Raw genomic sequence first — 21,017 nt, forward strand, 5'->3', positions numbered from 1 at the left:
GGGCTCAGCGGTCGACGGAGTCGAGGTGGTCGACGAGGAGCTCCGAGGTGTGCGCGGGGTTTTCCTGGTGGGCGTAGTGGGCGGCGTCGGGGATCTCGGTGTAGGTCAGCCGAGACGCGTAGTACCGCGCCGCGGCGACCGCGTCGGCCCGGATGTAGTCGTCGTCGTGCCCGCGCAGGGCCAGCACGGGGACCGTCAGGCGACGGTTCATCAGGCGCATGAACGTCGCCCCGTCGCGACGGAACTGTGAGCGGAACGCCCACCGGCGGTACTCCAGCGAGCAGTGCGCCGCGCCGGGGATCTGGATGGCGGATCGGTTGCGCCGCACCACCTCCACGAACTCCGGGGTCTGCTGCCAGGCCGCCGTCGACCGTTCCATGAACATGCGGGCGATGAACGCGCCGTCGTCGCGGGTGAGTGTCTTCTCGGCCCGCCGCGGCAGCTGGTTGCCGAGGAAGTCGGCGAGGAACGCACTGCGCTGGGCGCCGTCGCGCAGGACGGCCCGCCGCAGCGCCCGCGGGTGCGGGGAGGCGAGGGTCGCGATCGAGTCGACCGCGCGGGGGTGCAGCGTCGCCGTCGCCCAGCAGACGAGACCACCGTCGGCGTGGCCGACCAGCGACGCGTGCGTGTGCCCGAGCGAGCGGATCAGCGCGTTGGTGTCGCCGGCGAGGGTCCACCCGTCGTACCCGCGCGGGGGCTTGTCGCTGTCGCCGTATCCGCGCAGGTCGATCGCCACGGCGCGGTACCCCGCGGCGTCGAGAGCGGCCAGTTGGTGACGCCAGCTCCACCAGAACTCGCCGAAGCCGTGCAGCAGCAGGACGAGCGGACGGTCCAGGCGCGACGGGCCACGTTCGACGGCGTGGAACCGGATGCCGTTGGCGCGGACGTCGAGATCGATCCAGGGTCCCTCGATCCGTGCGGTCGACGGGTCGGGAGCGGCCATGGGCGCGGGGTCGGGCGGGCGTTCGGTGTCAGCGACTGCTCGTCACGTCACCGACGCGGCGCGACACCGGTCCCTCCGGGCAGGTCGACCGGGGCGCCCTTGCCCGAGCCGGGGACCACCGACGGGACGGCCTTCACGGTCTCGATCGTCTTCTTCGGGCCGCGGACGCGCTTGAAGATGATCCACCCGGCGATCGCCGCGATGACCGTGACGACCACGAGGATGCCGAACACGATCGCGAACGCGGCCCAGCGGGGCAGCCACACGTCGAGGAGCTCGGCGAGGAAGAAGAAGAAGAAAATGCTCGAGTAGAGTGCGATCACCGCGGCGACGATGAACAGACCTGCACCGATGGCGGCCTTCTTGGCCTCGCCGACGATCTCGGCCTTCGCCAGCTCCACCTCGGCGCGGACGAGCGTCGACATGTGCGACGTCGCGTCCTTGACCAGTCCGCCGATCGACTGCGTCGTGGGATCGTGCGGATCGGTCAACGGGATGGAGGAGACGGCTCTGTCGCCGGCAATCGGGGCACGGTCGTCCAGGCTCACTGGGATCCCTTCATCGAGGTCGTTCGTCGGCGGACGGCGAACCGCCTGCGCTGCGGTCTCATCGTGCCATGCCCGGCGCGGGTCGCTCGGCGACGGCAGGGGTCATGATGACCAGGACCGCCTCCGTGGGCTCGTCGCCGGCGCGGTAGCGGTGCGCGGAATCGCTGCGGAACGACGTCGACGACCCCGCCGCGACGGTGCGCATCCGCCCGCTCGGGCCGACGGAGAGCGACCCGGCGACCACGGTGATGTGCTCGACGACGCCGGGCCCGTGGGCGGGGGAGGTGTGGTCGGCGCCGGGGGCGAACTCCAGGCGGAACACCTCGACGGTGCGGTCGGACAGGTGCCGGACGTCGAGCGTCACCGACGTCATCCCGCCGCCGCGCGTGCGGGGATGGTCGGCCGTCGGGGTGTCGCCGACGAGCGCCGTCATCGGCACCGACATCGGGCCACAGAGGGCGTACAGGGTCTCGATCGTCGGGTTGCGATGCCCCGCCTCGATCTCCGACAGCGACCCCTTGCCGATCCCCGCCCGGCGGGCCAGCTCCGACAGGCTCAGGCCGCGCTCCACGCGCAGCGCGCGCACCCGGCGCCCCACGGCAGCCGAATTCCCGTCGCGATCCACCGGTCGAGTGTGTCATGGTGTTCCGTCTACAGAACGTTCCGTGTACAGAACGGTGGTGATCATGGACAGGTCCGGTCTCGTGGCCGCAGGCGTGGTGTGCGCGCTCGTCGGGTTCACCAGTTCGTTCGCCGTGGTGTTGACCGGCCTTCGCGCGGTGGGTGCATCGCCCACCCAGGCCGCATCGGGGCTGGTGGCCGCGTGCGTGCTGCAGGGAATCGTGATGATCGGGATGGGGCTGCGGTACCGACTCCCGCTGGCCTTCGCCTGGTCGACACCGGGTGCGGCGGTGTTGGCCGGTGTCGGCGGCGACATCGGCGGGTGGCCCGCGGCGGTCGGCGCGTTCGCGGTGTGTGGAGTGCTGATCGTCGTGACGGGGTTCGTACCGGCGCTCGCCGCCCTCATCCGACGGATCCCGACGCGCGTCGCCCAGGCGATGCTGGCCGGCGTCCTCCTGCCGCTGTGCACGGCGCCGGTGACCGCGCTGGCCCACCATCCGCTGTCGGTCGCCCCGGTCCTCGTCGTGTGGCTCGTGCTCAGCCGGTTCGCCCCGCGGTGGTCGGTTCCGTCCGCGTTCGTGGTGGCCGCCGTCGTGGTTATCGTGGACCTGGTGCGCTCGGGCACGTCCGTCGACGCCGCCGATCTCGTCCCGCGCCTGGAGTGGACGACACCGCACCTGACGCTCGCCGCGGTGACCGGTGTGGCGCTGCCGCTGTTCGTCGCGACGATGGCGGCCCAGAACATCCCCGGTGTCGCGATCATGCGGGCGTTCGGCTACCGCGTGCCGTGGCGTTCGTCGATGGCGGCGACGGGCGCCGCGACCGTCGTCGGCTCCGCGGTCGGTGTGCACGCGCTCAACCTCGCCGCGATCTCGGCGGCCCTCGCCGCCGGGCCCGACGTCCACCCCGACCGGTCGCGCCGATGGGTCGCGTCGGTGACGGCTGGGTGGGTCTACCTCGTCCTGGGTGCGCTGTCGGCGGCCGCGGCGACGATCGTCGCGCTCGCCCCCGACGGGGTGATCCAGGCCGTCGCCGGTGTCGCGCTCTTCGGGACCCTCGCGGCCTCCCTGGCCGCCGCCGTGGGAGCGGGCTCGGACGGGGTGGCCGCCCGCCCGCACGAGACGATCGCCGCGCTCGCCGCGTTCGTCACCGCGGCCTCCGGTGCGACGTTCCTCGGTGTCGGAGCGGCGTTCTGGGCTCTGGTGGTCGGGATCGGGATCTGGGAGGCGCTACGTCCCCGCCGGTTCGGTGGCAGCGTGGACCCGACCCCGGCGGATCAGGGCAGCCGCGCCGAGCAGTGACGCGGCCATCGAGCTGAGCAGCACCGCAGCCTTCGCGGCGTCGGCCTCTCCGGTGGGCAGTGCGAGTTCGGCGATCAGCAGGCTCACGGTGAACCCGATGCCGCCCAGGATCGACACGGCGAGCATGTCGCGCAGCGACAACCCGTCGGGGCGAGCCACCCACTTCATGCGGATCGCGACGAACGACACCCCGAAGATGCCGATCGTCTTGCCGACGACGAGTCCGACGACGATGCCGATGGCGATCCGGTCGGTGGCCAGATCGCCGAGAGCGGAGACGGTCAGCGGGACGCCCGCCGCGAAGAGCGCGAACAATGGCACACAGATGGCCGCCGAGACCGGTTGGATCCGGTGCTCGAGTCGGCCCGCCGGGGAGCAGTCCTCACCGGGATCGGCGCGGACGCGGGTGAGCAGACCGAGCGCGACACCGGCGATGGTGGCGTGGATACCTGCGTTGTACATCGCGACCCAGGTGATCAGCGCCAGCGGCACATACAGCAATGGGGTCCGGATCCGGGCGCGCTGGGCCAGTGCGTAGGCGACGCAGGCGGCGACCGCGACGAGCAGAGCCCACCAGTTGATCGATTCGGTGAAGACCGCGGCGATGATCGCGATGGCGATCAGGTCGTCGACGACCGCCAGCGCGAGCAAAAAGACCCGCGCGCTCGAGGGGATCCGGGATCCCACCAGCGCGAGCACACCGAGGGCGAACGCGATGTCGGTCGCGGCGGGGATGGCCCAGGCCTGTCCGGCGCCGGGCGTGCCGTGCGCGATGAGAAGGAAGATCCCGATGGGGACGATCACGCCGCCGGCGGCGGCGATGACCGGCAGCGCGGCCTGCCGCGCACTGGACAGCTCGCCGACGACGATCTCGCGTTTCAGCTCGAGTCCGGCGACGAAGAAGAACACCGCGAGGACGGCCTCCTGCGCCCAGTGGCCGACCGTCAGGTCGAGATTCAGGAACGACATGCCGATGTGCGCATCCCGCAGGGACACATAGGAATCCGACCACGGCGAGTTCGCCCACAGCAGGGCGACCGCGGCGGCGACCAACAGGACGACGCCACCGAACGTCTCGGTGCGGAGGTACCGGGCGAACTCACCGGGACCTGGCGGTGACAGACGCGACAGCGTCGAAGAGAACGACATGGCGGGAATCCTTCGGGGTCGACGGCACGATCGCCGACCAGACTTCCCGGCACACCAGGCCCCATCTTAACGGTTCCGATACGCCGCCCGCGCGCTTGGTTTCGCCCGCGATCTCGCACGCCCGCCACCCGGACGCGGTCTCGCCCGGCCATTCGAGCGGGCGACACCGGACCGCGGTGGCGAACCGCGCACTCCCCGGGCGATTCGCGTGGTGCCGGGTCGTTCGCACGGGGACGCGATGTTCGCATGCCGCCGGGGGCGTGCGAACGACGACCGGGCGTGCGAACGCCTGGATTTCGCCCGCGACTTCCCACGCCCGCCACCCGGTCGTGCTCTCGCCCGGCCAGTCAGGCGGGCGACACCGGACCGCGGTTGCGAATCACCGAACCCGTGGGCGATTCGCAAGGACAGCCGCGCGACGCTCTGTTGTTGCGGGGTGTCGCACCTCGCAACCAGCCTGCGGTGCCGAACCCCTAGCCGTTGCGGCGGCGGATGTTCTCGAAGACCGTCGGGTCGACGAGGGTCGAGGTGTCACCGAGTTCACGCCCTTCGGCCACGTCCTTGAGCAGTCGACGCATGATCTTGCCGCTGCGCGTCTTGGGCAGCTCGGGCACGACGATGATCTCCCGCGGCTTGGCGATGGGCGAGATGTCCTTCGACACATGCGCTTTGAGTTCGTCGATCAGCTCGTCACCACGGTCCTCGACGCCGCTGCGCAGGATGACGAACGCGACGATGCCCTGACCGGTGGTCTCGTCGGCCGCGCCGATCACCGCGGCCTCGGCGACACCGGAGTGCCCGACGAGCGCGGACTCGACCTCGGAGGTGGAGATGCGGTGTCCCGACACGTTCATCACGTCGTCGATGCGGCCGAGCACCCAGAGGGCGCCGTCCTCGTCGTAGCGGGCGCCGTCACCGGCGAAGTACCACCCCTGCGCGGCGAAGCGCGACCAGTAGGTGTCGCGGAAGCGGTCGTCGTCGCCCCACACACCGCGCAGCATCGACGGCCACGGCTGGTCGAGCACGAGATATCCCTGCTCACCGGGGGCGACGGGGTTGGCGTCGTCGTCGACGATCTTCGCGCTGATGCCGGGCAGCGGACGCATCGCCGAGCCGGGCTTGGCGTGGGTGACGCCCGGCAGCGGCGAGATCATCATCGCGCCGGTCTCGGTCTGCCACCAGGTGTCGACGATCGGGCAGCGGTCGGCGCCGATCACGGTGCGGTACCAGCGCCACGCCTCGGGGTTGATGGGCTCGCCGACGCTGCCGAGCAGCCGCAGCGAGGTGAGGTCGTGGGCGTCGGGGATCTCGCGACCCCACTTCATGAACGTGCGGATCAGCGTCGGCGCGACGTAGTACGTCGTCACCTTGTACTTCTCGATGATCTCGAAGTGTCGGTGCTCGTTCGGGGAGTTCGGGGTTCCCTCGTAGACGATCTCGGTCGCGCCGTTCGAGAGCGGTCCGTAGACGAGGTAGCTGTGCCCGGTGACCCACCCGATGTCGGCGCCGCACCAGAACACGTCGGTCTCGGGCCGGTGGTCGAAGACGTTCTTGAACGTGTACGCGATCTGGGTCAGGTAGCCACCGGAGGTGTGCAGGATGCCCTTGGGCTTGCCGGTGGTCCCCGAGGTGTACAGCAGGAACAACGGGTGCTCGGCGTCGAATGCGGTGTAGGAGTGCTGATCCGACGCCTGCCCGACGGTCTCGTGCCACCACAGGTCCCGACCCTGCACCCAGTTCAGGTCGGGGTCGTGGTCGGTGCGCTTGACGACGAGCACGTGTTCGACGGACTTCGCGGCGTCCTCGCCGGTCCCGAGTGCCTCGTCGACGGCGCTCTTGAGCGGCGCGGGCTTCCCGCGGCGGAACTGTCCGTCGGTGGTGATGACCAGCTTGGCCTCGGCGTCGTCGACACGCGACCGCAGTGCTGCGGCGGAGAAGCCGGCGAACACCACCGAGTGGGGCAGACCCAGCCGCGCGCAGGCCAGGATCGCGACGATCGCCTCGGGCACCATCGGCATGTAGATGGCGACGCGGTCGCCGGCGGTCAGGCCGAGCTCCCCGATGTAGTTGGCCGCCTTGCTCACCTCGGCGAGCAGCTGCGCATAGGTCAGGTCGCGGGTGTCGCCCGGCTCGCCGACCCAGTGGATCGCGACCCGATCCCCGTTGCCGGCCTCGACGTGACGGTCGAGGCAGTTCGCCGCGACGTTGAGCTTCCCGCCGACGAACCACTTCGCGAACGGTGCGTTCGACCAGTCCAGCGTGTCGGTGAAATCGGTGTCCCACTGCAGCGCACGCGCCTGCTTCGCCCAGAACGCGAGGCGATCGGCGTCGGCCTCGTCGTACAGATCCGCCGTCGCCACGGCCGAGGCCGCGAACTCCTCGGGCGGCGGGTAGGCCTTCGGGTGTTCGGCTGTCGCCGATTCCGTTCCGGACTGGCCTGCGCTGGACATGATCTGCTGTCACCTCTCGGTCGTCGGGCGATCGCCGTCATCGTGAGGGTAGTCACGTTGGGATCGCGTTGCAGGCACCCTGGTCGCCGGGGATGTCCGGAAAATCCGGTTGCGCGTTCACGGCGCCCGATGCGTAGGCCACGCAATTTCCCACTCACCGAGACGACCTGTGATTCGCCTGGGTATCGTCTGCCGAGTCCATGGCCTCCGCGCATCCACCAGGTGCACGGCGGGTGGACTCCACCGACGGCCGGGACCCGGGCGTCGTGCAGCGCTCGAGAAGAGAGATCAACACGGTGAGATTCACGAAACTGGCTGCCGTCGTCGGCGCAGTCGTCATCGGCGCGGGCGTCCTCGCGGCATGTGGCGGGTCGTCGTCGGACAACGGCATGGTGACGGTCAACGGCAGTGAGCCGGAGGTCGGACTCGTCACGACGAACACCAACGAGAACGGCGGCGGTCGCATCGTCGACCGGCTGTTCACCGGTCTCTACTACTACGACGCCGACGGCAATCCGCAGCCCGGCATGGTCGACACGCTGCAGACGACGGACAACAAGAACTACACCATCACCATCAAGAAGGGGTGGAAGTTCACCGACGGCACCGAGGTGAAGGCGCACAACTTCGTCGACGCCTGGAACTTCGGCGCCTACACGCCGAACGCGCAGCGCCAGCAGAGCTTCTTCGCCCCGATCGAGGGCTACGACGCGGTCTCGGCGGAGAAGCCGACCGCGAAGACCATGTCCGGTCTGAAGGTCGTGAACGACTACACCTTCACCGTCGCGCTGAAGAACCCCGCCATCGACTTCAAGCTCGGCCTCGGTTTCACGCCGTTCAAGCCGCTGCCCGACGTCGCGTTCAAGGACATCAAGGCGTTCGGCGAGAACCCCGTCGGCAACGGCCCGTACAAGTTGCAGAGCTGGCAGCACAACGTGCAGGCGACGCTGGTCCCTGACGACCAGTACCCGGGCACCAACAAGGCCAAGAACAAGGGCCTGGTCTTCAAGTTCTATCTCGACTTCGACTCCGCCTACAGCGATCTGCAGTCGGGCAACCTCGACTTCCTCGACACCATCCCGGTGAGTGCCCTGCGCACCTACAAGCAGGATCTCGGCGACCGCGCCATCACCAAGCCGACGGCGCAGAACCAGACCGTCGACATCCCGTACACGCTGCCGCACTTCTCCGGTCCGGAGGGCGTCCTCCGGCGTCAGGCGATCTCGATGGCGATCGACCGCAAGCAGATCACCGACAACATCTTCGCCGGCTCGCGTAACCCCGCGCGGGACTTCACCGCGAAGACGCTGCCCGGCTACAACGGTGACCTGCCGAACTCGTCGAACCTCGACTACAACCCGACCAAGGCGGTCCAGCTGTGGAACCAGGCGAACGCCATCTCCCCGTGGAGCGGGTCGTTCGTGCTGGCGTCGAACTACGACGGCGGCCACAAGGAGTGGATCGAGGCCGCGGTCAACAGCATCAAGAACGTGCTGAAGATCGACGCACAGCCGCAGGCCATCGCGACGTTCTCGCAGCTGCGTCAGCAGGTGAACGCCCGGACGATCAAGTCCGCGTTCCGTGCGGGGTGGCAGGGTGACTACCCGTCGATGCTGGAGTTCCTCGAGCCGATCTTCGTGACCGGTGCGGGATCGAACGACGTCGACTACTCGAACCCGGCGTTCGACGCGAAGCTGCGCGAGTCCGAGGCTGCGTCGACGGCGGAGCAGTCCTACCAGCTGACCGGTCAGGCGCAGAGCATCCTGCTCAACGATCTGCCGGCAATCCCGATGTGGGACTACGTCGCCAACTGCGGCGAGGGTGTCGGCGTCAACGCGCCGGTGACCTGGTCGGGCCTGGCCGACTTCGAGAACATCACCAAGAGCTGACACCACTCCGGCGTCCTCCCGTCCCGGCCCCGTCCGGTTCGGGAGGACGCAGGTGTGTGCGAAGGAAGTGACCGAACATGCTCTGGTACACCGCCCGGCGGATCCTGCAGCTGATCCCCGTCTTCTTCGGCGCGACGCTGCTCCTCTACTTCATGGTCTACAAGCTGCCGGGTGACCCGACGGCCGCGCTGGGTGGTGGGCGTCCCCTGACACCCGCTGTGCGGGAACAGATCCGGGAGCAGTACCACCTGAACGACAGCTTCTTCCAGCAGTACTGGATCTACCTCAAGGGCATCTTCACGTTCGACTTCGGCCAGTCCTTCTCGGGCCGGCCGGTTCTCGACGTGATGCAGCAGACCTTCCCGACGACGATCAAGCTCGCGGTGATGGCGCTGATCATCGAGGCGGTGCTCGGCATCGTGATCGGTGTGATCGCCGGTCTGCGCCGCGGCGGCTGGTTCGACTCGACCGTGCTGGTCGCGAGCCTGATCGTCATCGCCATCCCGATCTTCGTGCTGGGCTTCCTCGCGCAGTTCGTGATCGGGGTGAAGTGGGGCCTGGCGCCGGTGACCGTCGGCGGGAACACGTCGATACAGAACCTGTTGTTGCCGGCGTTCGTGTTGGCGCTGGTGTCGATCGCCTACATCCTGCGGCTGACCCGCAACTCCGTCGCGGAGGTGGCCGGCGCCGACCACGTCCGCACCGCCACGGCCAAGGGACTGGGCCGACCGCGCGTGGTCACCGTCCACATCCTGCGCAACTCGCTGATCCCGGTGGTGACGTTCCTCGGTGCCGATCTCGGCGCCCTGATGGCCGGTGCCGTGGTCACCGAGGGCATCTTCAACATCAACGGGATCGGCCAGACCGTCTTCCGCAGCGTGCAGATCGGCGAGGCGCCGACGGTGGTCTCCATCGTCACGGTGCTGGTGCTGATCTACCTCATCGCCAACCTGGTGGTGGATCTCCTGTACGCCCTCATCGATCCGAGGATCCGTTATGCCTGACCGCGATCCGGACACCGCAGAGTCGGGCGTCCCCACCACCTACCCGCATCAGGACCGCTTCGTCGCCGGCGCGTCGGAGGCCGAGGTCCTGGCCGTGGACGTCGTCGTCGAGAGCGACTCGTCGGCGGGGTTCTGGAAGGGCGCATGGATCAACCTGCGTCGCCGCCCGCTCTTCATCGTGTCGGCACTGATGATCGTGCTGGTGATCGTGGTGAGCCTCTTCCCGGGCCTGTTCGCGCACCAGGACCCGCGCCTGTGTCTGGGTTCGCTCAGCCTGCAGAAGCCCTCGGGCGCACACTGGTTCGGCACCGACCTCCAGGGCTGTGACATCTACGCACGGACCATCTACGGCGCCCGGGCGTCGGTGGTGGTGGGTGTGGTCACCACCCTGATCGTCTTCGTGATCGGCACCGCGTTCGGCGTGTTGGCCGGGTTCTTCGGCGGATGGCTCGACGTCATCATCTCGCGCGTCACCGACATCTTCTTCGCGTTGCCGCTGATCCTCGCCGCCATCGTGATCATGCAGATGTTCGCCAACCGCAGTGTGTGGACGGTCGTCACGATCCTCGCCGTGTTCGGGTGGCCGCAGGTCGCGCGCATCGCGCGCGGCGCGACGATCTCGATCCGCAACGAGGAGTTCATCACCGCCTCGAAGGCGTTGGGCGCGTCCCGCGCCCGGATCATCGTCTCGCACGTGGTCCCGAACGCGCTGGGCCCGATCATCGTCATCTGCACGATCAGCCTCGGCGTGTTCATCGTGACCGAGGCGACGCTGTCGTACCTCGGCATCGGTCTGCCGGCCACGAGCGTCTCCTGGGGCATCGACATCGCCGCCGGGCAGAACCTACTGCGATCGGGCAACCCGATCCTGCTGTATCCCGCTGTGGCGCTGGCCCTCACGGTGCTCGCGTTCATCATGATGGGTGACGCGCTGCGCGACGCCCTCGACCCGAAGGCGCGGACCCGATGACCGAGCAGACACCGGCCTCGACCGGCCCCGCGCCGATCCTCGCCGTCCGCGACCTCGCAGTCTCCTTCGGCGACAACGAGGCGGTCTCCGGCGTCGACCTCACCGTGTACCCGGGACAGACGGTCGCCATCGTCGGCGAGTCGGGGTCGGGCAAGACGACGACCGCGAACGCCGTGCTGAACCTGTTGCCCGGCGCCGGTCGGGTCACGCGCGGCAGCATCCTGTTCGACGGCACCGAGCTGACGACCGCCTCGAAGCGGGATGTCGACGCCCTGCGCGGAAGCGACATCGGTCTCGTTCCGCAGGACCCGATGTCCAACCTGAACCCACTGTGGCGGATCGGCTTCCAGGTCCGCGAGGCCCTCGAGGCGAACAACGTCGCGAAGGGGTCGGCCGCGAAGAAGCGGGCCGCCGAGCTGCTGTCCGAGGCGGGCATGCGTGACGCGGACAAGCGGATGAACCAGTTCCCGCACGAGTTCTCGGGCGGCATGCGGCAGCGCGCGCTCATCGCGATCGGCCTGGCATGTCGGCCGAAGCTGCTGGTCGCCGACGAGCCGACCTCAGCGCTCGACGTGACCGTGCAGCGCCAGATCCTCGATCATCTCGACGGTCTGACACGGGATCTGGGCACCGCGGTCCTGCTGATCACCCACGACCTCGGGCTCGCCGCCGAGCGTGCCTCGCACCTGGTGGTCATGTACCGCGGGCGCGTCGTCGAGAGCGGTCCCGCGCTCGAGATCCTGCGGGATCCGCAGCACGAGTACACCAAGCGGCTCATCGCGTCCGCGCCGTCGCTCGCCTCCACCCGTCGGTCGATCAGCGAGGTCCGCGCGGAGATCGTCGAGAAGGCCGCCGAGGCCGCCGGGGAGATCGCCCCCGCCGAGGCCGGCAGGGACGTCGTCGTCGCCTCCGGGCTCACGAGGGAGTTCTCCATCCGCGGCAGCGCGCCCTGGCGGTCGTCGTCGTTGCTGGCGGTCGACGACGTCTCGTTCTCCATCCGCCGCGGAACCACCACGGCGATCGTGGGCGAATCCGGATCCGGTAAATCGACTGTCGCGCAGATGGTCCTGGGTCTGTTGGAGCCGACGCGGGGGACCGTGGAGTTCGACGGCCGCGACGTGCGGTCCTACACCGGACGGGAGTCCGGGTCGTTCCGGCGGCGAGTCCAGCCGATCTTCCAGAACCCCTACGGCTCCATCGATCCGCTGTTCTCCATCTACCGCGTGATCGAGGAACCGCTGCGGATCCACAAGATCGGCGCGCCGAAGGAGCGTGAGGCGCGGGTGCGGGACCTGCTCGACAAGGTCGCATTGCCGTCGTCGGTGATGAAGCGGTTCCCCAACGAGTTGTCGGGCGGACAGCGACAGCGTGTCGCGATCGCCCGGGCGCTCGCGTTGGAGCCCGAACTCGTCGTCTGCGACGAGGCGGTGTCCGCGCTCGACGTGCTGGTGCAGGCGCAGATCCTGGAGTTGCTCAACCAGTTGCAGGCCGACCTCGGGCTGACGTACCTGTTCATCACGCACGATCTAGCGGTGGTCCGGCAGATCGCCGACGACGTCGTCGTCATGGAGCAGGGCAAAGTCGTCGAACGCAACACCACCGACGCCGTCTTCGACTCGCCGGAGAAGGAGTACACCCGCACCCTGCTCGACGCGATCCCGGGTGCGGCGCTGCTGCGGTGAGGAGGCGCGGCGTCGCCGCGACCACCCGTCATTAGGGTTGGGGCCGTGAGTCCTGACCCCTTGGCGCCCCTGATGGACCTGCCCGGTGTCGCCGCTGCCGCCGACGCGGCCCGCGACGCTCTGGCCGCGGTGCACCGTCACCCCGTGAACCTGCGCGGGTGGATGGACTCGTCGGTAGAGGCGTCGTGGCGTGCGGCGCAGTCGTCGGCAGCGCTCGACGGTGCCGTGGTGACGGCGCGTCGGGACGACGACGTCGCCGACCCGATCCTGGCCGGCGCGCTGCGAGTGGCCATGGCGCTGACCGGTGAATCGCTCGACTCGCTCACGGCGGTGTGGACGCGTGCCCCGCTGCAAGCGTTGGCGCGCCTGCACCTGCTGGCCGCGGCCGATGTCGTCGACGACTCCGACCACCTCGGGCGTCCCCGCGTGGACGCCGCGGTGTCGCAGCGACTCGATCTGCTGGCGGACCTCGTGACGACCGGCGGCACGGCGGTGCCGGCGCCCGTCCTGACCGCCGTCGTGCACGGTGAGCTGATGGCGATGGCACCCTTCGCGACGGCCAACGGCGTCGTCGCGCGGGCTGCCGCGCGACTGGCCGGCGCCGCCTCCGGCCTCGACCCGCACGGTCTCGGTGTACCGGAGGTGACGTGGCTCGGACGCGCAGACGCCTACCGCGCCGGCGTCGACGGGTTCGCGTCCGGGACCGCGGACGGTCTTGCGGCCTGGCTGCTGCTGCACATGGAGGCGCTGGAAAAGGGTGCGGGAGAGGCGCGTTCGATCGCCGAGGCGCGTCGCTGACCGCGGAGTCCCGTCGAGACGACCCCGAACACATTGCAGGCCCTGCGATCTGGGGAGATCGCAGGGCCTGCGAGCACGGATCCGAGTTACCAAGCGTGCTGGGTGGGTTGCGTGGGTGGCCTCGGCGAACTCGTCGGGGCAGAACGTCCACGATGCCCACCCAAGGGTTGATCGTGACCGTTCGCCTGCCGAGAAGTCGCAGGCCCGCAACACTTCTGCCTGTCGCGGCGCGCTCCGCGTGGGTGCTCGGTATCCGTGCTGGGAGGCCCCTGCCCGGGGGTCCGCTCCTTCTCTTCCGGAGTGGACGTTGCCGTCGGTGCCTGCCGTGCCCCCAGTTCTACACCGTGGCCGTCGTCACATCAAGGGTGTGGCGGGTGGCGATTCGGTCTCGTCACCGTGACCGGCCCCGATGCAGCGCCGCGTAGGTCAATCCGCCGGCCACGACGGCCCCGATCCCCAGCGCGACGGCCCCGCCGGTGGTCGTCGGGCGGGACGGATGGGGGAACCGGTCGCGGATCGAGACCGGTCGACTGAAGGACACGACCGGCCAGCCGCGACTCGACGCGGCGCGGCGCAGCGCCCGATCGGGGTTGACCGCGGTGGGGTGTCCGACGGCGTCGAGCATGGGCAGGTCGGTGACGGAGTCGGAGTAGGCGAAGCACTGGGTGAGGTCGTAGCCGGCGCGGTCGGCGAGTTCCTGCATCGCGGTCACCTTGGCGTCGCCGTAGCAGTAGAAGTCCATCTCGCCGGTGTAGTGCCCGTCGTCGACCTGCATCCGGCTGGCCAGGACCGTCGACACCCCGAGCATCTCGCCGATGGGTTCGACCATCTCCACGCCCGACGCCGACACGATGACGACGTCGTGCCCGCGCGCCCGGTGCCCCGCGATGAGCTCGGCGGCCTCGGCGTAGACGAGGGGCTCGACGATGTCGTGCAGCGTCTCCCCGACGATGGAGCGCACCTGCTCGACGTCCCAGCCCGTGCACATCTGCGTGACGTGGCGTCGCATCCGGTCGACCTGGTCGTGATCGGCGGCGGTCAACAGGAACAGGAACTGCGCATAACTCGACTTCAGGACCGCGCGTCGGTTGATCAACCCCTCGTCGAAGAAGGGTCGCGAGAATGCGAGCGTGCTCGATTTCGCGATGATCGTCTTGTCGAGGTCGAAGAATGCCGCTATCGGCGCGGTCGGGGACGCCGACGGCGACAGGGCGGACTGATCGGATCCGGGCGACGCCGAGTTCACGCGATCAGACTACGTCCGGTCGGTGCCGCGGGCCGGGCTCTCGGGGCCGTCACCGCCAGAACCCTCGACGAGGATGACCGAAGTTACGGAGCGGTAGGTCACACGAGCGGCTTCCGCAGGTCAGGCCGGGTAAATTACCGGCGGGTAACCGATGCTCGGGGTTGCAATCATCAGGGTGAGGGTGTGTATAGTCGGAGTCACCCGGTTCATCCGGGGCTTTCAGCCCGACCCCCCGGGGCTGAAACGCGACGACCCTGGCCTCCTCCCCCCCTGGCCGGGGTCGTCCCCTTTTCTGGGTCTTTTTCGTCCGGCGCATCATCACCTGTGGTGATCCGCTGTTCCTGCGTTGTGCACCATTTCCTGTCCATCAACAGGAATGGCATTTCGACATCTGTACGGGACGTGGTGAGTCGGGCCGACCCACGACGATCGCCCTATGACGAATCCGTCCGCGGTCGGCGACCTCCTGGTGGCGATGGTCGACGAATCACTCCTCGACGACGTGACCCGTTGCGCCGCGGCAGCGGGCTACCGGGTCGTCGCAGCGGACCCGGCCACCGGCCGGCGGGCGTGGACCGACGCCACCGCCGTCGTCCTCGACCCGTCCTCCGCCGCAGCTGTCGCCGACGCGGGCTGGCCTCGACGGGCCGGGGTCGTCGTGGTCGGCCCCGGCCCCCTCGACGCAGACCTGTGGCGCGCGGCGGTCCGGCTCGGTGCCGAGGACGCCCATGTCCTGCCCGACGCCGATCACGCGGTGGTCGGGGTGTTGAGCCGCCTGCGTCTCCCGCACCGCGGCGCCGGGGTGTCGGTGGCCGTGGTGGGAGGACACGGCGGCGCGGGCGCGAGCGTCCTCGCCGCCGCGGTCGCGACCCGGGCCGCGGAGGACCTCGCCGGCGACACCCTCCTGCTCGACCTCGACGACCTCGGCGGCGGTGTCGACCTGATCCTGGGGATCGAGGAGTCGGGTGGGCTGCGCTGGCCCGAGTTGACTGTGGACAGCGGACAGGTCGTGGCGGCGAGCCTCCACGCCGCACTGCCGCGGAGCGCCGCGGGGGTCACGGTTCTCGCGCCCCGACGCGGCGTCGACCACGTGGTCACCGCCGACTCCGCGAGGGCGGTCCTGGAGGCGGCCTGCGCCGCCGGCGGGACGGTCGTCGTCGACCTGTCGAGGCGTGTCGACGACGTCGCCCGTGCGGTCGTCGAGGTGGTCGACCTCGTGGTCGTCGTGACCACCGCGACGGTGCGCGGATGCGCGGCGACCTGCGAGATGTCGGGTCGGTGGCAGTCGGTCACCGACCGGTCGGGACTGGTGGTACGCGGCCCCGCGCCGGGTGGGCTGGGCGCGTCGGTCGTCGCGTCGACGGTCGGGCTCGAGCTGCTCGCGGCGGTGCGCTCGGATCCGCGGGTGGTGCACGGACTGGAATCGGGACGGCTACCGCTCGCCCGCCGCTCGTCCCTGTCGCGAGCGGCGGACACCGTGCTCGACCGTGTCCTGGACCTGACGGCGGTCGGTGCATGACCGGCGACCTCCATGCCCGGCGGGACCTGTTGGCCCGCGTTCGGGAACGTCTCGCCGGCGACGCCGCGGATCCGACCCCGCAGGTCATGGCCGACGCGATCCGGGCCGAGTCCGGTGGGGTCCTCGGCGACACCGACCTGCTGGAGGCGCTGCGGTTCCTGCAGACCGAGCTCGTCGGCGCAGGACTGCTCGAGGAGATCCTCGGCGAGCCCGACGTGGCCGATGTCCTCGTGGTGGGGCCCCGCCAGGTCTGGGTCGACCGTGGCGCCGGGCTGCAACTCACCGATGTCGTCTTCGACGACGACGCAGCCGTCCGTCGGCTTGCCGTACGGCTCGCCGCGGGAGCGGGACGCCGTCTCGACGACGCCGCACCGTGGGTCGACGGACAGCTCCGCAACGTCGGCCGACGGGGGTACAGCGTGCGCCTGCACGCGGTGATCCCGCCCATCGCCGTCGACGGCACCTGCCTGTCGCTGCGAGTGTTGCGACCGGCCACGCTCGATTTCGCGGCACTCGTGGCACGGGGTGCGATCCCCGCCGAGATCGTCGACCTCGTCGACGAGATGGTCGTCGCCCGCCTGGCCTTCCTCGTGGTCGGGGGTACTGGCGCGGGCAAGACCTCGCTGCTCAGCGGTCTGCTCGGCCGTGTCGACCCCGCCGAGCGCATCGTCTGCGTCGAGGACGCCGTCGAACTCGCGCCGACACACCCGCACGTCGTGCGACTCGTCGCGCGGACTGCGAACGTCGAAGGGGTCGGGGTGGTCGGCGTCCGCGACCTCGTCCGTCAGGCGCTGCGGATGCGCCCCGACCGCATCGTCGTCGGCGAGGTCCGCGGGGCCGAGGTCGTCGACCTGCTGACCGCACTCAACACCGGGCACGAGGGGTGCGCCGGGACCCTGCACGCGAACTCGGTGGAAGAGGTCCCGGCGAGGGTCGAGGCCCTCGCGGCGCTCGGCGGGATGGACCGCCCCGCCGTCCACAGTCAGTTGGCCGCAGCGGTCGACGTGGTCATCGCGGTGGCGCGTGACCCCGACGGCCACCGCGGGATCTGCGAGATCGGACTGCTCGACCGCGCTGCCGACGGGTGGGTCCGCACCCGGCCCGTGTGGCGTCGGGGATCCGGTTTCACCGATGCGCTGGCCGATCTCCGGAAGCGGATGCGGCGGGCGGGCCTGCCGGCGGCGACGTCGTGACCGGCGCAGCGCTCCTGATGTCACTGGCCGCCCTGGTGGCCCTCTGGCCGGTGGGGGTTCCCCGCAGCCGGCTCGACGCCACCGTGTCCACACCGACTGTGCGAAGTGGGCTGCGTCGCAGACCAACCCGCGTCGACAGCTGGGTTGTCGGGGGCTGTGCGTGCGTCGCCGGTGCCCTCGTGGTCGTCGGGGCGGCGGCGGGAGTCGCCGCCGGGATCGCCACCGCGGCTGTTCTCCGACAGCGCCGTCGCCGCCGTCGCGATCGCGCGCGGGACGCCGAGCTCGATGCCGTACTGGACGCGGTGACGGTGATCGTGGCCGAGATGTCCGTCGGCGCGCACCCCGCACGTGCCTGCCGTCAGGCCGCCGACGATCTCGCCCGGCGGGCGTCGACGGACGGTGTCGCGCCGACCCTGGACGTGGTCACCGCCATGGCGGGGCGGGCGGAACTCGGCGGCGACGTCGCCGCGGGTCTGCAGTCGGTCGGGGGAGACCGGTCTCAGGCGTGGCACCGGATCGCGGTGGCGTGGCGGACCGCCGAGGAGCACGGACTGCCGATGGCCGACCTGGTGCAGTCGGTGCGCGACGACCTCGTCGCCCGCCGTCGGTTCGCCGAGCGCACACGGGCATCCCTCGCAGGTGCCCGGGCGACGTCGGCGGTGCTCGCCGGACTCCCGGTGCTCGGGGTCCTCCTCGGCGAGGCCATGGGCGCGGGACCGATCGCGGTGCTGCTCGGCGGCGGACTCGGCGGGATCCTCCTGGTCGTCGGCGTGGTGCTCGTCGTCGCCGGGCTCGCCTGGACGCGCCGGATCACCGAGAAGGTGATGACGCCATGAGCCCGTGGTGGATCGGAGCGGGTGTCGCTGCGGCCCTGGCGCTCCTGCTCGCGCCGTCCGGGGGCTGGATGATCGCTCGTCTGGTCCCGCCGTCGCCGCCCGACCGATCGCCACGGTGGCTCGGTGTCACGCGGGAGAGGACCGACCCGTTCGCGGTCGCCGCGGGTTACGACCTGCTGGCGTTGTGCCTGCGGGCCGGGATGCCGATGGGTGCGGCGGCGGCCGTCGTGGCCCGATCGGCACCCCCGGAACTCGCGGCGACGTTGCGGCGCGCATCGGAACTGTTGGCACTCGGCGCCGACCCGCTGCAGGCGTGGGAGCCCGGGCAGGACGCGGCGCCGGCCGCGGTCTCGTTGTGCGCCATGGCCCGTCGCTCCGCCCGCGCAGGGTCGTCACCGGTCGGCGGGTTGACGGAGCTTGCGCAGTCGGAGCGCGAGGCAGCCCAGGACTCGGCGGCCGCTGCCGCCGAGCGGGCCGGTGTCGCGGTCGCGGGGCCGCTGGGCCTGTGTTTCCTCCCGGCGTTCGTCTGCCTCGGCATCGTGCCGGTGGTGGTCGGGCTGGCCGGGACAGTCCTACGCGGAGGGGTGCTGTGACACAGCGGTCCGCAGGGTCGACCGACGGACCGTCCGTCGGTCACACGAGGGGAGAAGGCATGCATCACAACTGGATCCGGGCCGCGCAGGTCCGCATGATGGAGGCCGCGGCCGCCGACGACGGGATGTCGACGGCGGAGTACGCGATCGGCACGATCGCCGCCGCGGCGTTCGGGGCCATCCTCTACACCGTGGTAGCGAATGTCCGAGTTACACTGCAACGGTGTCAAGAACTGACTGCGTCATCTACACCAGGATCTCTCAGGACCGCGCCGGAGAGCAGGGTGGCGTCGAGAGGCAGCAGAAGGACTGCCGAGCCCTGGCGGACCAACTCGGGGTCGACGTGGTCAAGGTGTTCACCGACAACGACGTCTCCGCCTACTCCGGTCGCCCCCGACCCGGGTACACGGACATGCTGCGTTTGGTGGAGAGCGGAGCGGTCGGCGTCGTACTGGCGTGGCACGTCGATCGGCTGTACCGCTCCATCCCCGACCTGTCCCAGCTCGTTGAGGTGTGTGCGATCCACAATGTCGCAATCCATACGGTTAAGGCTGGGCCGGTTGACCTGACTACTTCGAGCGGCCGTATGGCGGCCACGATGTTCGCGAGCGTCGCTCGCTACGAGGTCGAACGTTCAGCTGAGCGCATCAAGGCGGCCAAGAGCCAGCAGGCGCGCGACGGCAAGTTCCGTGGTGGCCCACGCCCTTTTGGTTACACGCGAGACGGAATGGAGTTGATTCCAGAGGAGGCGGATCTCATCCGGCAGGCCGCAGCTCATGTTCTAGCTGGGGGATCGTTGATGTCAGTCACCAAGCGCTGGAAGCAGGCCGGAGTAAAGACTGCACGAGGCCGTGACGAGTTCACCGTCTCCAGCCTCCGGCGGATTCTGATCCGGGCACGCAACGCCGGCTTGGTCGAGGAGGGCGGCAGGATCATCGGGCCGGCACTCTGGCCCGCCATCTTCGACGAGGACACACTGCACGCGGTTCGGGCCGTCATCGCCGACCCGAAACGCCGTACCGCGGTCAGCTACGAACGCCAGCACCAGGGCAGCGGGGTCTACCGATGTGGAAAGTGTGGCGGTCCTATGAAGGTGTTCAAGGGCAGCGGAAACGGCCGAGACTACCGATGCGTAGCGACCCCCCACTTGTCACAACGCAAGGAACCGCTCGACAACTACATCTCCGATGTGGTGATAGCTCGGCTGTCGCGGCCGGACGCGGCGGCCGTGTTCGTTGAGCGGGTAGACATAGATACAGCAGCGCTGCAGATAGAGCGAGACGCGTTGCAAGCAAGGAAGAATGAGCTGTCGGAGATGTTCGGCGACGGGTACATCGACGGTCAACAGATGCGGCGCGGCAGCACCGCGATCCAGACAAAGATCGACCGCCTCGATAAGGTGCTGATGGCGGCGAGGCAGTCCTCACCGTTGGCAGACCTGTTGTCCTCCGATGACATCGCCGACCGCTGGGCCGCGATGTCGGCGGACGTCCGGAACAAGATCATCGACTCGTTGATGACGGTGACGATCAACCCGTTGGGGTCTGGACGCCGCGCCCCGGATGGGTTGGTGGTGGAGCGCGTCGAGATCGCCTGGAAGGCGTAGCGCCGGGCGGGCAGCTGTTGCCACTTGCGTCGAACACGCGTTCGGGTTATTCTTCGTTCCGTTGGCTTCTCGTGTCTCGCTGAGACGCGGTGCGAAACGCAAAGGTTTAGTCACCCGCCGGGTGATCTGTGCCTGTTTACGCACCCGAGATTGGATACTCCGAGATGAACAACCCCAGCAAGCCCACGCCCAAGGATCACGCTCTCGCGGTGGCGCTCGCCGCACCGCGCCTGTCCGCCGAACAAGTGGATCGGCTTTGCGCTCTCATCGGCACGGGGGCTGATCGCAAGCCTGTCGGCGTCTGAATCACGAACTGCGGCAATAAAGGTCGCTGTCCACCCCTGAGTATAATCAGGGGTATACGGACGTTGGAGACGGCGAGTTCTGCGCCGCCACCGCCCTTCCATCTGCTGCCCCGTGCGGCCACCCCTCCCACTCGCGGCGATACCCGCTGCCCTCCTGCCAGGAGACTGAGGCTCTCATGACTACCAGCATTACCACCTCGTTCGACCGCGTCATCGACGCATTCGAGATCGCCGGACTGCGCGTCAAGCGCAGGGGCCAGTACAAGGCTCTCTGTCAGGCGCCCGGCCACTCTGATGAGGACCGCAGCGTCCTGGTCTCGTACCAGGGCGACCAGGCCCTCATCCACTCCTACGCCGGTGAGGA

17 protein-coding genes and 1 pseudogene are annotated in these 21,017 nt (G+C 69.5%); 12 read left to right on the forward strand and 6 right to left on the reverse strand.

Annotation, left to right across the window (positions count from 1 at the left end; translation table 11 throughout):
• Nucleotides 1-4 precede the first annotated feature (4 nt).
• Genes Q1A98_RS10475 through Q1A98_RS10485 form a run of 3 tightly spaced genes read right to left on the reverse strand, consistent with a single transcriptional unit; the run spans nt 5 to nt 2,116 of the window.
• Complete coding sequence (locus Q1A98_RS10475) at nt 5-943, reverse strand: alpha/beta hydrolase (RefSeq protein WP_299572945.1); 939 nt, start codon at nt 941-943, stop codon at nt 5-7.
• Nucleotides 944-990: 47 nt separating this feature from the next.
• Nucleotides 991-1,491, reverse strand: coding sequence for a phage holin family protein (locus Q1A98_RS10480; RefSeq protein ID WP_299572946.1), 501 nt, complete (start codon nt 1,489-1,491; stop codon nt 991-993).
• 58 nt (nt 1,492-1,549) lie between these two features.
• Nucleotides 1,550-2,116, reverse strand: coding sequence for an XRE family transcriptional regulator (locus tag Q1A98_RS10485; RefSeq protein WP_299572949.1), 567 nt, complete (start codon nt 2,114-2,116; stop codon nt 1,550-1,552).
• A 61-nt stretch (nt 2,117-2,177) separates the two neighbouring features.
• Here Q1A98_RS10485 and Q1A98_RS10490 point away from each other — a divergent pair, with 61 nt between their 5' ends.
• Entirely contained in the window at nt 2,178-3,413 is a 1,236-nt protein-coding gene (locus Q1A98_RS10490) for a benzoate/H(+) symporter BenE family transporter (protein WP_299572952.1), read from the forward strand.
• Here the strand turns inward: Q1A98_RS10490 and nhaA are convergent.
• Both nhaA and acs read right to left on the reverse strand, forming a co-directional pair.
• A complete protein-coding gene (nhaA, locus tag Q1A98_RS10495; protein ID WP_299572954.1) occupies nt 3,342-4,562 on the reverse strand; it encodes a Na+/H+ antiporter NhaA in 1,221 nt (406 codons plus the stop codon). The genes Q1A98_RS10490 and nhaA overlap by 72 nt on opposite strands.
• Nucleotides 4,563-5,035: 473 nt before the next feature.
• Complete coding sequence (acs, locus tag Q1A98_RS10500) at nt 5,036-7,012, reverse strand: acetate--CoA ligase (RefSeq protein WP_299572956.1); 1,977 nt, start codon at nt 7,010-7,012, stop codon at nt 5,036-5,038.
• Nucleotides 7,013-7,401: 389 nt separating this feature from the next.
• Between acs and Q1A98_RS10505 the strand changes: the two genes are divergently transcribed.
• The 5 genes from Q1A98_RS10505 to Q1A98_RS10525 all read left to right on the forward strand — a co-directional run bounded on the left by Q1A98_RS10505 (nt 7,402) and on the right by Q1A98_RS10525 (nt 13,355).
• The gene (locus Q1A98_RS10505; RefSeq protein ID WP_299573800.1) at nt 7,402-8,901 is read left to right on the forward strand and encodes an ABC transporter substrate-binding protein; all 1,500 of its coding nucleotides are present in this window, start codon (nt 7,402-7,404) and stop codon (nt 8,899-8,901) included.
• A gap of 77 nt (nt 8,902-8,978) precedes the next feature.
• A complete protein-coding gene (locus tag Q1A98_RS10510) occupies nt 8,979-9,905 on the forward strand; it encodes an ABC transporter permease (protein ID WP_253655788.1) in 927 nt (308 codons plus the stop codon).
• The gene (locus tag Q1A98_RS10515; RefSeq protein WP_299572959.1) at nt 9,898-10,875 is read left to right on the forward strand and encodes an ABC transporter permease; all 978 of its coding nucleotides are present in this window, start codon (nt 9,898-9,900) and stop codon (nt 10,873-10,875) included. The genes Q1A98_RS10510 and Q1A98_RS10515 overlap by 8 nt, the downstream gene beginning before the upstream one ends.
• Entirely contained in the window at nt 10,872-12,557 is a 1,686-nt protein-coding gene (locus Q1A98_RS10520; RefSeq protein WP_299572962.1) for an ABC transporter ATP-binding protein, read from the forward strand. Before Q1A98_RS10515 ends, Q1A98_RS10520 begins: the two co-directional genes overlap by 4 nt.
• A 45-nt stretch (nt 12,558-12,602) precedes the next feature.
• Nucleotides 12,603-13,355, forward strand: coding sequence for an oxidoreductase (locus Q1A98_RS10525; RefSeq protein ID WP_299572963.1), 753 nt, complete (start codon nt 12,603-12,605; stop codon nt 13,353-13,355).
• Between the two features lie 391 nt (nt 13,356-13,746).
• Here Q1A98_RS10525 and Q1A98_RS10530 read toward each other — a convergent pair whose 3' ends face one another.
• Nucleotides 13,747-14,565: an HAD family phosphatase gene (locus Q1A98_RS10530; RefSeq protein ID WP_299573801.1), complete on the reverse strand. Its 819-nt coding sequence runs from the start codon at nt 14,563-14,565 to the stop codon at nt 13,747-13,749.
• 472 nt (nt 14,566-15,037) lie between these two features.
• Here Q1A98_RS10530 and ssd point away from each other — a divergent pair, with 472 nt between their 5' ends.
• The 6 genes and pseudogenes from ssd (at nt 15,038) to Q1A98_RS10560 (ending at nt 20,348) form a co-directional block, all read left to right on the forward strand.
• Entirely contained in the window at nt 15,038-16,120 is a 1,083-nt protein-coding gene (gene ssd, locus Q1A98_RS10535) for a septum site-determining protein Ssd (RefSeq protein ID WP_299572965.1), read from the forward strand.
• Nucleotides 16,117-17,313 carry a TadA family conjugal transfer-associated ATPase gene (locus Q1A98_RS10540; RefSeq protein WP_299572968.1) on the forward strand — a complete coding sequence of 399 codons (1,197 nt, stop codon included), beginning with the start codon at nt 16,117-16,119 and terminating at the stop codon, nt 17,311-17,313. Before ssd ends, Q1A98_RS10540 begins: the two co-directional genes overlap by 4 nt.
• The gene (locus Q1A98_RS10545; protein WP_299572970.1) at nt 17,310-18,149 is read left to right on the forward strand and encodes a type II secretion system protein F; all 840 of its coding nucleotides are present in this window, start codon (nt 17,310-17,312) and stop codon (nt 18,147-18,149) included. The genes Q1A98_RS10540 and Q1A98_RS10545 overlap by 4 nt, the downstream gene beginning before the upstream one ends.
• Nucleotides 18,146-18,742 (forward strand): type II secretion system F family protein, encoded by a 597-nt coding sequence (locus Q1A98_RS10550; protein WP_299572973.1) that lies wholly within the window; start codon nt 18,146-18,148, stop codon nt 18,740-18,742. The genes Q1A98_RS10545 and Q1A98_RS10550 overlap by 4 nt, the downstream gene beginning before the upstream one ends.
• Before the next feature lie 59 nt (nt 18,743-18,801).
• A pseudogene (locus Q1A98_RS10555) lies at nt 18,802-18,939 on the forward strand (DUF4244 domain-containing protein); the annotation flags it as partial.
• Nucleotides 18,940-18,965: 26 nt separating this feature from the next.
• Nucleotides 18,966-20,348 carry a recombinase family protein gene (locus tag Q1A98_RS10560; protein WP_299572975.1) on the forward strand — a complete coding sequence of 461 codons (1,383 nt, stop codon included), beginning with the start codon at nt 18,966-18,968 and terminating at the stop codon, nt 20,346-20,348.
• Nucleotides 20,349-21,017 lie beyond the last annotated feature (669 nt).

This window comes from uncultured Williamsia sp. (assembly GCF_947494875.1).
Lineage (GTDB): Bacteria > Actinomycetota > Actinomycetes > Mycobacteriales > Mycobacteriaceae > Williamsia_A.